Origin of the sequence: Brevundimonas sp. (assembly GCF_031082345.1) — a bacterium.
Lineage (GTDB): Bacteria > Pseudomonadota > Alphaproteobacteria > Caulobacterales > Caulobacteraceae > Brevundimonas.
The window spans coordinates 1-11,218 of record NZ_JAVHLH010000072.1; the positions used below are offsets into that span (position 1 = coordinate 1).

Annotated in this window: 14 protein-coding genes and 1 pseudogene; 7 read left to right on the forward strand and 8 right to left on the reverse strand. The window is 71.0% G+C overall.

The annotated features are described in order from the left end of the window. From RDU12_RS06615 to RDU12_RS06625, 3 genes are all read right to left on the reverse strand, one after another. A partial coding sequence (locus RDU12_RS06615) for a protein-disulfide reductase DsbD domain-containing protein (RefSeq protein ID WP_308684314.1) occupies positions 1–998 on the reverse strand: 998 nt, incomplete at its 3' end. A 63-nt stretch (positions 999–1,061) separates the two neighbouring features. After that, complete coding sequence (locus RDU12_RS06620) at positions 1,062–1,511, reverse strand: OmpA family protein (protein ID WP_308684315.1); 450 nt, start codon at positions 1,509–1,511, stop codon at positions 1,062–1,064. 73 nt (positions 1,512–1,584) lie between these two features. Beyond that, positions 1,585–1,926 (reverse strand): YMGG-like glycine zipper-containing protein, encoded by a 342-nt coding sequence (locus RDU12_RS06625; RefSeq protein WP_308684316.1) that lies wholly within the window; start codon positions 1,924–1,926, stop codon positions 1,585–1,587. 161 nt (positions 1,927–2,087) lie between these two features. Between RDU12_RS06625 and RDU12_RS06630 the strand changes: the two genes are divergently transcribed. The 3 genes from RDU12_RS06630 to RDU12_RS06640 are packed head-to-tail and all read left to right on the forward strand — an operon-like array spanning position 2,088 to position 4,319. Next, the gene (locus RDU12_RS06630; RefSeq protein WP_308684317.1) at positions 2,088–2,426 is read left to right on the forward strand and encodes a hypothetical protein; all 339 of its coding nucleotides are present in this window, start codon (positions 2,088–2,090) and stop codon (positions 2,424–2,426) included. Between the two features lie 58 nt (positions 2,427–2,484). After that, positions 2,485–3,468 (forward strand): diacylglycerol kinase family protein, encoded by a 984-nt coding sequence (locus RDU12_RS06635; protein WP_308684318.1) that lies wholly within the window; start codon positions 2,485–2,487, stop codon positions 3,466–3,468. Then, the gene (locus RDU12_RS06640) at positions 3,468–4,319 is read left to right on the forward strand and encodes a metallophosphoesterase (RefSeq protein ID WP_308684319.1); all 852 of its coding nucleotides are present in this window, start codon (positions 3,468–3,470) and stop codon (positions 4,317–4,319) included. The genes RDU12_RS06635 and RDU12_RS06640 overlap by 1 nt, the downstream gene beginning before the upstream one ends. A 71-nt stretch (positions 4,320–4,390) precedes the next feature. Here the strand turns inward: RDU12_RS06640 and RDU12_RS06645 are convergent, their stop codons facing one another. From RDU12_RS06645 to RDU12_RS06655, 3 genes are all read right to left on the reverse strand, one after another. Continuing rightward, entirely contained in the window at positions 4,391–4,558 is a 168-nt protein-coding gene (locus RDU12_RS06645) for a DUF1328 family protein (RefSeq protein WP_300290142.1), read from the reverse strand. A gap of 89 nt (positions 4,559–4,647) precedes the next feature. Next, entirely contained in the window at positions 4,648–5,055 is a 408-nt protein-coding gene (locus RDU12_RS06650) for a hypothetical protein (RefSeq protein WP_300290143.1), read from the reverse strand. Then, positions 5,055–5,435 (reverse strand): YqjD family protein, encoded by a 381-nt coding sequence (locus tag RDU12_RS06655; protein ID WP_300290144.1) that lies wholly within the window; start codon positions 5,433–5,435, stop codon positions 5,055–5,057. Before RDU12_RS06655 ends, RDU12_RS06650 begins: the two co-directional genes overlap by 1 nt. A gap of 134 nt (positions 5,436–5,569) precedes the next feature. On the opposite strand from RDU12_RS06655, the gene RDU12_RS06660 reads away from it, so the two are divergent. Both RDU12_RS06660 and maiA read left to right on the forward strand, forming a co-directional pair. After that, positions 5,570–6,223, forward strand: coding sequence for a fumarylacetoacetate hydrolase family protein (locus RDU12_RS06660; protein ID WP_300290145.1), 654 nt, complete (start codon positions 5,570–5,572; stop codon positions 6,221–6,223). Then, positions 6,220–6,852, forward strand: a complete 633-nt coding sequence (gene maiA / locus RDU12_RS06665; protein WP_300290146.1) for a maleylacetoacetate isomerase — start codon at positions 6,220–6,222, stop codon at positions 6,850–6,852. The genes RDU12_RS06660 and maiA overlap by 4 nt, the downstream gene beginning before the upstream one ends. Positions 6,853–6,856: 4 nt before the next feature. Here maiA and RDU12_RS06670 read toward each other — a convergent pair whose 3' ends face one another. Next, positions 6,857–7,750: an alpha/beta hydrolase gene (locus tag RDU12_RS06670; RefSeq protein WP_300290147.1), complete on the reverse strand. Its 894-nt coding sequence runs from the start codon at positions 7,748–7,750 to the stop codon at positions 6,857–6,859. Between the two features lie 47 nt (positions 7,751–7,797). On the opposite strand from RDU12_RS06670, the gene RDU12_RS06675 reads away from it, so the two are divergent. Beyond that, a complete protein-coding gene (locus RDU12_RS06675; RefSeq protein ID WP_300290148.1) occupies positions 7,798–8,442 on the forward strand; it encodes a glutathione S-transferase family protein in 645 nt (214 codons plus the stop codon). Between the two features lie 9 nt (positions 8,443–8,451). On the opposite strand, the gene RDU12_RS06680 is transcribed toward RDU12_RS06675, so the two are convergent. Further along, on the reverse strand, positions 8,452–9,810 hold the full coding sequence (locus RDU12_RS06680; RefSeq protein ID WP_374990195.1) for a peptidoglycan DD-metalloendopeptidase family protein: 1,359 nt from the start codon (positions 9,808–9,810) through the stop codon (positions 8,452–8,454). A 370-nt stretch (positions 9,811–10,180) separates the two neighbouring features. Between RDU12_RS06680 and RDU12_RS06685 the strand changes: the two are divergent. After that, positions 10,181–11,218, forward strand: a pseudogene (locus RDU12_RS06685) (C4-dicarboxylate ABC transporter); the annotation flags it as partial.

The following is an 11,218-nucleotide window of genomic DNA, read 5'->3' on the forward strand; positions in this document are numbered from 1 at the left end:
GGGAAGACGCAGGGCATCAGGTTCAGGATCAACCCGCCCAGCAAGGCGAACAGGGCCGCCTGGACGAAGCGGACCAGACCCCCGCCGTCCGCCGTCGCGGCCCCGGTCGGGGCGTCCTCCGCCGGCGCCAGGTCGCCGGAGCCTGTGCTTCCCGCCAGAGGGGCGCCGAGTTCGGCGGTCACTTCCCAGGCGCCGTGCGCCGTGGCCAGCACCCCGGCGACGGGGCCCTCGAGGCTTCCGCTCCGCAGCTGGCCGCCCGCCTGCATCCGCAGGGTCAGGCCCTGCGGCCCCCACGCGCCGCTCTGGGGCGCGGGATGGTCGACGATCCCGGCCTCGAACGGGAAGAAATAGCTGGGGCCGGGATCGCGCCCGGCCAGCGGCCCGCCGGCGGCGCTCAGCGTCAGGACGCCGTTCTCGAGAGCCACGCGGGCCTCGACGCCCGCCGGCCGGGGCGCGGTCTCCAGGATCGTCTGAATGGCGGCGCCATGGCGCGGATCGAGCGGCGCGGCGCCTTCCCGGATCGGCAACGCCAGCGTGAGGGTCAGTTCGTCCGGCACGCACATCTCGTCGCTGCAGACGAAGAACAGCGCCCGCACCGTCAGCGGCAAATCCGTCCCCGGCCGCGCGCTCGCCGGGATTTCGATCGGGACCGGCAGATAGACCTCGCCGGCGTAGCCGTAGTTCATCAGCCCCGAGAGCCGCTGCCGCTCGGGCAGGGGCCAGACGATGTCGCCGGCGCCGACGCCCGCGGGCAGGGTCCAGGTCAGGGTCGTGGCCGCGCCGGAATCGCCCGGATTGCGCCAGTAGGTGTGCCAGCCCGGTTCGATGTCCTGCCGCACCGCCACGATGGCGGTCGAGCCGGGCGCGGCCCATTGCGACATGGCGACCAGTTCGGCGGCGATCCGCTCGGTGCGCTGCACGCGCCCGTCCTGCGCCGTCGCCATGGACGGAACGCACATCAGGGCGAGGAGGAGGATCAGTTTGAGGAGGCGGGTCACGCGGCGACCTTAGCCGCCTCCCGGCGCCCCCGTCACGCGTCGTGCTGTCTCAGTCCGCCCGTTTCAACGCGGCGCGGCGTCGACCAGAACCTCGGTCCGGCGGCGCATCGGCTCATTGGCCCCGCCGGCTGTCACCGACCCTGTATCGCCGGCCCCGACAAGGGTGAAGGCGGGCGACGGCCAGCCGGCCGCCTCAAGCGCCTCGGCCACGGCGAGGGCCCGGCGCTGGGACAGGTCCATATTGGCGGTCGCCCCGCCGCGCGCGTCGGCCAGGCCGATGACCTCGACCTTGCGGATGTCACAGCCCTGCAGCTGGGTCGCGGTCAGGGCGATGGCGTTCCGGGCCGAGTCCGTCAGCCCCGCCTCGCTGTCGCGGAAATAGACTTCGAACCGTTGCGGCGCGCAGACGCTCGGCTCTGTGACCAGGGCGCTGCGGTCGCGCATCCACGGCGGCCCGGCGCATCCGGCGACGGCCAGCCCGCCCACGGCGAGAATTACAGTCAGCGCCTTCATTCCAGCCCTCTCAGGAAAAAGGGCGGCCCGTCGCTGACGAACCGCCCTGATCACTCACGAAATCCCGGCGCGCCTAGTAGCGGCGCTGACCGTTTTCCCAATAGCATTCGGTCTGACGACCGTCGTAGCAGTAGTAGTACCGGCCCTGGCTGTCGCGGTAGCGCTGCTGGTTGGCCCGATCCTGCTGCGAGCCGCGGATCGCGCCCGCGGCGCCGCCGACGACAGCGCCGATGGCCGCGCCGGTTCCGGCGTTGCCGTCGCCGACATTGTTGCCGATGATGGCGCCGGCGACTGCGCCGATGCCGGCGCCGATCGCGCCCTGGCGGACGGTTTCGTTGCTGTTGCCGTACGGATCGCTGGCGCAGGCGGAGGCCAGCAGGCCGGCGCCGGCGATCGCGATGATTGCTCTTTTCATGGGTATGTCCTTCATCCCTCGGGTTCGCCCCACGGGTGATAATGCTGGATAAGCGTGACGGTTCCAACGCTATGCTGTTGGTTAAGCCTGTATTAGGCTTTGCAGTACGCCGCGCAGGGGGCGTGGATGGCCCCGCATGGGGCGAGAGACGGGGGTTTCGTATGCGTTTTTCTCAACCGGTCCGCATGGCGGATGATGCCGATCACAGTCCCGTGTGGGCGCGCAGCAAGCGGCGACGGGGCAATCCGTTCATCAGCCTGCTGATTATCCTCCTGGCCCTGTTCGGGGTTCTGACCGCCGCGCTCGGCGTCAAGGAGAAGTCGCTGGCGGAAGGCGGGGCCATGATGGACGGGTGGATTTCCAGCGCCGTCTCCAAGGTGCGGGGCGAGGCCCCGAAGGTCGCCGACCAGGCCGGCGAAGCCGCCGGAGAGGCCGCGGCCAAGGCCGGCGACGCGGCCCAGGCGGGCGCCGCCGCGGCCTCGGACGAACTGAAGAAATAAACAGCCACGCTTCGGCCTCCCGCCCGGAACATCGCCCCGGGCGGGACGTTCGGGCGGCATGAGCGCAACCCTGACTCCGGCGGCCGAACCCACGTCCGCGCCTGAAGCCACGCCGGACACGCCGGTCGCGGACTCGCGCGAGCTGACCCGCCACGTGCCGCTGAAGCGGGTCATGATGCTGGTCAATCCGCTGTCCGGCGGCGTCGGGCAGGGGGCGGCGCAGGAGGCCGAGGCCATTCTTGAGCGCTACGCCTGCGAGGCCTCCGTGGTGACGCTGGAGGCGGGGCAGTTCGACGCGCAGGTCGAGGCGGCGCTCAAGGCCCGCCCCGATGTGTTGTTCGTCCTCGCCGGCGACGGCACCGCAGGCACGATCGCGTCACGGGCCGGCGCGGATGGACCGCTGGTGGCGCCCCTTCCCGGCGGCACCATGAACATGTTGCCGCGCGCGCTCTACGGCACCTCTGACTGGAAGGCGGCGCTGAAGGTCGCGCTGGAGGAGGGGGCGCCGCAGATCGTGGCCGGCGGCGAGGTTTCGGACGGCGACACCACCCGGGCCTTCTTCTGCGCCGCGATCTTCGGTTCGCCCGCCCTGTGGGCCCCGGCGCGCGAGGCCATTCGCGTCGGCAGGCTGGGCCTGGCCTGGGCCTATGCGCGGCGGGCCCTGAAGCGCGCCTTCACCGGTCAGATGCGGTTCGCCCTGGACGGCCAACCTGCTCGCCGCGCCGAGGCGCTGGTGCTGATCAGCCCGATGATTTCGCGGGCGATGGAGGAGGATACGGGCCTGGAGGCGGCGGCGATGAATCCTGCCGACGCGGTGCAGGCCTTCCGCCTGGCCGCCCACGCCGTGCTCGACGACTGGCGCCAGGACCCTGCCGTGATCACCCGGGCGACCCGGCGGGTCGAGCTCAGCGCCCGCTCCCGAATTCCGGCCGTGGTCGATGGCGAACCGATGCTGCTGCATCACAAGGCCAGGGTGCGTTTCATCCCCAGGGCCTTCCAGGCTCTCGCGCCGATCCCGGCAGCGGCGGAGGACAGCGTCTAGTGGGGCGCGTGCTGCAATTCTCGGACGTTCATTTCGGCCGTGAGCACCGCGACGCCTGCGCCGCCGCGCTGGACTACGCCCACGCCGTCCCCTCCGATCTGATCCTGATCACCGGCGACGTCACCCAGCAGGGGCTCCCGGACGAGTTCGCCGCCGCCGGCGACTGGATCCGGCGCATGCCCGAGCCGACCTTCGTCATCGTCGGCAATCACGATGTGCCCTACTGGAGCCTGGGGGCCCGCCTGTTCTATCCGTGGCGGGCGTTCGAGCACGCCATCGGCCACCCGGCCCACGACCACCAGTTCCTCTCCGATGCCGTGATGGTGCGCGGCGTGGTCACGGCGCGAGGCTGGCAGGCGCGGCTCAACTGGTCGAAAGGCGTGATCGACCTGAACCAGACCCGCGACGCCGCCGAGGCGTTGCGCCAGGCGCCGGCGGGGGCCTTGCGCATTCTCGCCTGCCACCATCCGCTGGTGGAGATGATCGGCGCGCCGATGACGGGCGAGGTCAAGCGCGGCGCCGCCGCCGCGGCGATCTTCGCCGAGGCGGGCGTCGATCTGATCGCCACCGGCCACGTTCATGTCCCGTTTGCTCTCCCGATACGGCTGGCCGACCACTGCTCCTATGCGGTCGGGTGCGGGACCCTGTCGGATCGCGAGCGCGGCGCGCCGCCGAGCTTCAACCAGATCGACTGGGACGCGAACGAGATCGTGGTCACCGCCATCACCTGGACCGGCGACCGCTTCGAGCCCGGGCAGACATGGCGCCTTCCGCGCCGTCAGGACACGCGCAAACGCTCCACCGCCCCGGACCCGAACACCCCGGGCCAGCGCGAGCAGGCGGCGACCTGACGGGTCCGAAGCGGGCATGGAAAAGGGCCGCGGTCCACGACCACGGCCCTCTTCACGTTCAGGGGGTCAGACTAGAGTCTTGTGCCTCTTCGGCCCTGGAAGAAATGCACCACCAGCAGGATGAGGAAAACGACGAACAGCACATAGGCGATGTTCATCGACAGCCCCGCGACGCCACCCGCGCCGAGGGCGCCGGCGACGAGCGCGAGTACGAGGAAGATGAGGGCCCAGCGAAGCATGAGCGAACTCCCGGAATGTTGATCCAAAGGAGCGGCTCACGATCGCCGCGCCCGTCAGATCAACTCTCCGGACCGAACCCCGTTCCGCCTCAACGACGTCGACGGCCGTGCGATGTCTCAGTGAAGGCCGCCGCGACCATGGTCGCCAGGGCGGGGTTGCGCAGGAAGATCCAGCCGCCCGCCAGGGCGGCCACCGTGCCCAGGATCGGACGCTGCCGGAACAGGGTGAAGGCCCTTTCGCCCAGACCGACGGGCTCGTCCTCCTCGACCTCCTCCTCGTGCGCCTCACGGCCCAGGAAGATCATGACCACGGCCAGCGACGCCAGGGCGAACAACAGCATCGTCAGGGCGGCCGCGGCGAGCGGCACGACGACGAGACACAGGGCGTAGAAGATCGTGGCGCCGAATGCGATCACGGCGACCAGCGCCGCCCCGGCCGCCACGGCCGCCGCGACAGCCTTCCTCGCCAGCTTGCGGGCCAGCCCTGCGCCCAACATCAGCGGCGGCGACCGGCGAGCAGCATGCCGAGCACGACGCCGACCCCGAGCGCGATGGCGGTCGATTGCATCGGACGCTCCTGCACCCGTTCGGTGAGATAGCGCTGGGCCTCGTCGATACGCTCGGAGGCTTCGTCATAGTATTCCCGGCCGCGCTCGCGGGCCGTGTCGTAATAGCCCCGGGCGCGATCGCGCATGACTTCCGACTGTTCGCGCAGGCGCGCTTCCGTCTCGGCCGCCTTGGCGCGCAGGCGGGTCTCGGCCGCTGTCGCCTTTTCGCGCAGGCGCGCCTTTTCCTCGGACCCCAGAGTCTTGAGGTCGTCCTTCAGCGTATTGATGTCGTTCTTCACGGCTGTCCGTGCTGCCTTGGTGGTGGCCATGTGCGCGCTCCGCTCTACAAGCTTGACGATTAAATAGAGAACCCTGAGCAGGAACGCCACCGCGACGTGCCGGTTCCGCAACGCAGCATGGCGCACGCTGGCGAAGCGGCGCTTCCCGGCCTAGACAAACGGTCATGACCGATTGGCTGTTCCCGCCCGCCTCGACCCCGTCCCTGCCCATCGTCGGCCAGGCCGAACGACTGCCTGTCCGCCGCATCCTCTGCGTCGGCCAGAATTACGCCGCCCATGCCCGCGAGATGGGTCACGAGCGCGCCGAACCCTTCTTCTTCTCCAAGCCGGCCGACGCCCTGGTCACCGACGGCGCCGACCCGCAATATCCGACCGCCACGTCGGACCTGCACCACGAGGTCGAGCTGGTCTGCGCCATCGGCGAGGACGGCGAGATCGCCGGCTGGGCCGTCGGCTGCGACCTGACCCGCCGCGACCTGCAGGCGGCCGCCAAGGCCAAGGGTCGTCCGTGGGACGCGGCCAAGGGCTTCGACCAGTCGGCGCCCTGCGGCGCCCTGACCCTCGGCCCCCTGCCGGACCCGGCCGCGCCGATCACCCTGTCGGTGAACGGCGAGGCCCGACAGTCCGGGCGGCTGGACGACATGGTCTGGGCCCCGGATGAAATCCTCGCCAAGGCCCGCACCCTGTGGGAGGTCCGGCCGGGCGACCTGATCTTCACCGGCACCCCCGAAGGCGTCGGCGCGCTCCAGCCGGGCGACCGGGTCGAGGCGGCGATCGGCGGCCTGGCGTCCCTGACCTTCACCATGAGGCCCCGATGATCCTGCACGGCTACTGGCGCTCGGGCGCCGCGTATCGGGCCCGCATCGCCCTGAACCTCAAGGGTCTGACCTACGATCAGCAGGGCGTCGACCTGCGCACCGGCGCCCACCGCTCAGAGGCCTTCGTCGCCCTGAACCCGCAGGGCATGGTCCCGGCGCTTGAGATCGACGGCGCCGTCCTGACCCAGAGCCCGGCCATCCTCGAATGGCTCGAGGAGACCTATCCGCTCCCGCCGCTGCTGCCCGCCGACGCCGTCGACCGCGCCCATGTCAGGGCCATGGCGGCCCTGATCGGCTGCGACATCCATCCGCTCAACAACCTGCGCGTCGGCAAGGCCCTGCGTGAGACCTTCGGCGCCGCCCAGGCGGCCGTCGACGCCTGGGCGGCCCGCTGGATTGTCCCCGGCTTCGAGGCGCTGGAGGCGCTGGTCGGGGTCCATGGCGACGGCTGGTGCTTCGGCGCGGCCCCGTCCCTGGCCGACTGCTATCTGATCCCCCAGATCTATTCCGCCCGCCGCTTCAACGTTGCGCTGGACGCCTTCCCGCGCCTGCTGGCCATCGACGCCGCCGCGGCTGGCCACCCTGCCTTCATCGCCGCCCGCCCCGACAATCAGCCCGACGCGGACTGAGCGGTCAGGCGAGGAACCGCTCCACCGCCGCGAGGAAGCGGCTCGGCTGGTCGATCATGACCATGTGCTCGGCGCCCTCGATGCGCTCGAAGACGGCCGGGCGGGGCAGGGAGGCGTAGGCCCCGCGAAACAGGCTGTCGGCGCGGGCGCGGGGCGAGGCCTCGTCGCGACTCCAGCCGTAGACCACCGTCACCGGAGCGGTGACGTCGGGCAGCCGGTGGCGCAGGTCCACGGTCATGACCTCGTAGAGCGCCTGGGCCAGCACGCGGCGGTCGCCGCCCTGCCAGCCCATGGAGCCGAAGACGGCGTCGGCGGCGCCGCCGAGTTCCAGTCCGAGGGCCCGGCCGCGCTGGCGCAGCCCCTCGTCGCCGAGAAACTGGACGGCCTGATAGGCGACCTGGGCGATCGGCTCGACGTCGCCGACCGTGGCGCCGGGACTGATCAGGGCCGGGAAGAAGGGCGAGGCGTCGACGGTCATCACCCGACCGACCCGACCCGGCTCATCCGCTGCGACCCTTAGAGCGACCTGCCCGCCCATCGAGTGGCCGATGATCGCTGGCCGCGTCAGTCTCGCCTCGGCGATGTAGCGGCGCACCTCGGCGGCCACCGCGCTCATGATGGCGCCGTCGGCGTTGGCGCCGGCCGACAGCTCGCCGAAGCCGCGCACCGACACCAGATGAAGACGCCGCCGCTCGGACAGCCGGGCGGCGGTCCGGCTCCAGACCGCCGAGGTGGAGGCGAGACCCGGGATCAGGATCAGGTCCGGTCCGTCGCCGCGGGTCTCGACCACGATCCGCGTCGAATGGAAGGGTGACTGCGTCCAGCCAGGCCTGGCAAGGGTCGCCGACAGCGCCGCGCCGCCGGCCAGTCCCCAGAGAATGTTTCGTCTTTGCAGCATCGCGCCGTCGGTCCAGGTTGCCCCCGCGGAACACGAGGGGAGTCCAGATGATCCAGCCGTCCGACGACGAAATCGTCTTCTACACCAACCCCATGTCGCGCGGACGGATCGCGCGCTGGATGCTGGAGGAGGTCGGCCGTCCCTATCGCACCGTGGTGCTGGATTACGGCACGACGATGAAGGCGCCCGAATATCTGGCGATCAATCCGATGGGCAAGGTGCCCGCCGTCACCTGGCGCGGGGTGACGGTCACCGAATGCGCGGCGATCTGCGCCTGGCTGGCGGACGCCTTCCCGGCGGCGGATCTGGCCCCGGCGCTCGATGATCCGGCGCGCGGGACGTATCTGCGCTGGCTGTTCTTCGCCGCCGGGCCGCTCGAGGCGGCGGTCACCGCCAAGGCGCTGGGTCTGCTGGCGCCCGCCGACAAGGCGAGGATGGCCGGCTACGGCAGTTTCGATCAGGTGGTGGACACGCTGGAACGCGCGGTGACGCCCGGCCCGTGGATCCTGGGCGACCGCTTCTCGGCGGCGGATGTCTATGTCGGCAGCCAGATCATGTGGGGCCTGCAGTTCGGGACCCTGCCCGCCCGCGACGCCTTCAAGGCCTATGCGGCGCGTCTGTCCGGGCGCGAGGCCGCGGTCCGGGCGCGTGAGATCGACGACGCCCTTGTCGCGGCGACTCCGGCGACCTGAGTTGGAAGATCAGCCCTGGGCGGGGCGCAGACCGCTGTCCAGGCTCGCCCGCTGGACCTGCGGACGACGCTCGCCGCCGGCGGCGATGATGCGGTCGATCCGGGCCTTTTCGGCGCGGAAGGCGACCAGATCGGCCCCCGACAGCTCGACGCCCTCGGTGGTGCGGACGCCGGCCGGATTGATCCGTCGGCCGCCGCGCCAGATTTCATAGTGCAGGTGCGGACCGGTCGAGGCGCCGGTCGAGCCGACATAGGCCACGACCTGGCCCTGGCGGACCCGCTGGCCGGCGCGCATGCCCGAGGCGTAGCGCGACAGGTGGCCGTAGCCGGTCTCCAACCCGTTCGAATGGCGGATGCGGAGCCAGTTGCCGTAGCCGCCCCAGCGCCGGGCCTCGACCACCACGCCGTCGGCGGGGGCCACGACCGGCGTGCCGGTGCCGGCGGCGAAGTCGATGCCCTGGTGCATCTTGCGATAGCCGGCGATCGGGTGACGACGGAAGCCGAACGACGACGAGACGCGGAAGCCGCGCTCCAGCGGGGTGCGCATGAAGGCCGAGCGGGTGTTCTTGCCCGTGGCGTCGAAATACTGCGGCTCCTTGGCTCCGGCGGGCTGGAACCGGTAGAAGGCGACGCCCTTCAGCTGGGCGTACAGCAGACCGTCGGTGCCGATGGTGCGTCCGTTCTCGGTCACCGTGCGTCCGTAGACATAGGTGAAATCGTCCGAGGCGCGGATGTCGCGGTCGAGGTCGAACTTGTGCGAAAACAGCTGGCCGGCCTTGCGGCGCACGGAGGCGGGGACGCCCTCGCGCTGGGCCGACCGGGACAGGGACCCCTCGACCTTGCCGTTCAGGACGACGATCTCGTCGGTGACCTTCTCCTCCAGCGCGCGCAGGCGCAGGGCGCCGTCGAAGGTGCGCGACACGGTGACCTGGCTGGCCGGGCCGGTGCGCATGGTCAGACCGATCAGGCGGGGATCGCCGCGGCCGCCGCGGGGCTTGGCGATGGCGGTTTCGAAGCGGAGGCCGGCGCGGATGGCGCTCATGTCCATGGCGTTGGACAGGGTGGCGGCGATGGCCGAGGCCTCTTCGGCGGCGATGCCGGTGCGGCGCACGGCCTCTTCAAAGGATTCGCCCCGGCGTATCAGGACGGGAATGGCTTCGGGGGTGGTCAGACCGGCCGGAGTGCCGGCGGCGGCGAAGGCCTGCGCCTCGATGGCGGCCATCTGCTCCGCAGTCAGCGGCGGAACTTCTTCAGCCTGCGCGGGCTGGTATACACGACCGGCAAGAAGAGCCACCGAAAGCGCTGCGACCGCCGTAAGGGCGTGAGGCGCTAGACGCATCGGTTGGCGACGTGGATCGAACTGAGCCATCGGTCCCCGATATTTCTGACGGCGCCGACCGGCGCCCAAGCCACTGAAGCAAGGATCGCGCCTGAAGAACCCCCCCGACGCGAGACAGGCCGTATAACCCGTCGATCCCATCATGGGAAGTGAGATCGTTACAGACCGTTAACTGGCGCCGTCACCAACGGTAAAGGCTGTGGACGCCGCCAGCTTATCGCCGGGATCGAACAGTGTATTGACGACGTTTGGCTGAGGTATTCGCGATCACGCCCCCGCCCCGCCTTGATATCGCCGTTCCTGCATTCAAAGTGGCCGATGCGCCACTGTACTGTGTGCCCATAGTCACGCCCCCTGTGCTGTTCCAGGAGTCCTGTTTGTTGATCGTCCAGGTTTCGGCATGAGCGACGCCGCCCCAGCGCCTGTCCGGCCGCCGGCGCGTCGAGGCCGGGTCGCCCGCCGCGTCCTGATCGGACTGGGCGCGGCCCTGTGCATCGTGCTGGTTCTCGTCGCCCTGCTCTACCTCAACCGCCGGGCCGCGACGCGTCAGATCCTCGTCGGCTGGCTTGAGCGGCAGGGCGTCCCCGCCGAGATGGAGATCGAGCGGGTCGAGCTCGACGGGCTGGTCGCCAGCATTCGCATCGGCGATCCGCGGAATCCCGACGCCGTGGTCGAGCGGGTCGAGGTCGACTACGCCATCGGCGCGCCCTGGTCGAAGGCGGGGCTGGGGGTGACGCCCAGCCGCATCCGGCTGATCCGCCCGGTGCTCCGCGTCTCGTTCCGGGACGGCGAGCTCTCGGTCGGCAGTCTCGATCCGCTGGTCGAGCGGTTCATGGGCCGGCCGCCGCAGCCGGACGCGCGCGGGCCGCTGGTGCTGGTCGAGCAGGCGCGGGTCCGGCTCGACACCGAATACGGCCCCGTCGGGGTGTTCGGAGACGCCCGGATCGATGACGGCAAGCTGATCCGGCTCAGCGCCCGGATGCCCGCGGCCGATCTCAGGAGCGGCGGGATCGAGGCGCGCGCCTTCACCGCGACCCTCGCCGTGACCACCACCGGGGACCGGGTGGCCGTCCGGGCCGCAGCCTCGGCCGATCAGGCGACCCTGCCCGGTTTCACCGGCGCCGGAACCCGGCTCACGGTGACCGGCGACCTGCCCTACCCGGACCTGGAGCGCCGTCGCGGCGACGGTCTGGCCCGACTGAACATCGGCCTCGTCGCCGCCCGCCTCACGGCCGGAGACCTCGCCGCCCGCGACGCCGTCGCCGAGGTGAGCCTCGACGGCCGGACGACGGGTTGGCTCGAAGCCTTCCGCATCGAGGGGGCGGCCGACGCCGACGTCCGCGCGGTCCGGCTGGACGGTCCCGACCTGGACGCCGCCGCCGCCACCCTGCGCTGGACCGACGCCCGCGCCGTGCTGGCAAGGGACGACGGGGGCCTC

Coding starts and splice junctions, on each gene's coding strand:
- RDU12_RS06620 (WP_308684315.1), bottom strand. CDS start 1,511: ATGAAGGCGCTGACTGTAATTCTCGCCGTGGGCGGGCTGGCCGTCGCC.
- RDU12_RS06625 (WP_308684316.1), bottom strand. CDS start 1,926: ATGAAAAGAGCAATCATCGCGATCGCCGGCGCCGGCCTGCTGGCCTCC.
- RDU12_RS06630 (WP_308684317.1), top strand. CDS start 2,088: ATGCGTTTTTCTCAACCGGTCCGCATGGCGGATGATGCCGATCACAGT.
- RDU12_RS06635 (WP_308684318.1), top strand. CDS start 2,485: ATGAGCGCAACCCTGACTCCGGCGGCCGAACCCACGTCCGCGCCTGAA.
- RDU12_RS06645 (WP_300290142.1), bottom strand. CDS start 4,558: ATGCTTCGCTGGGCCCTCATCTTCCTCGTACTCGCGCTCGTCGCCGGC.
- RDU12_RS06650 (WP_300290143.1), bottom strand. CDS start 5,055: ATGTTGGGCGCAGGGCTGGCCCGCAAGCTGGCGAGGAAGGCTGTCGCG.
- RDU12_RS06655 (WP_300290144.1), bottom strand. CDS start 5,435: ATGGCCACCACCAAGGCAGCACGGACAGCCGTGAAGAACGACATCAAT.
- RDU12_RS06660 (WP_300290145.1), top strand. CDS start 5,570: ATGACCGATTGGCTGTTCCCGCCCGCCTCGACCCCGTCCCTGCCCATC.
- maiA (WP_300290146.1), top strand. CDS start 6,220: ATGATCCTGCACGGCTACTGGCGCTCGGGCGCCGCGTATCGGGCCCGC.
- RDU12_RS06670 (WP_300290147.1), bottom strand. CDS start 7,750: ATGCTGCAAAGACGAAACATTCTCTGGGGACTGGCCGGCGGCGCGGCG.
- RDU12_RS06675 (WP_300290148.1), top strand. CDS start 7,798: ATGATCCAGCCGTCCGACGACGAAATCGTCTTCTACACCAACCCCATG.
- RDU12_RS06680 (WP_374990195.1), bottom strand. CDS start 9,810: ATGGCTCAGTTCGATCCACGTCGCCAACCGATGCGTCTAGCGCCTCAC.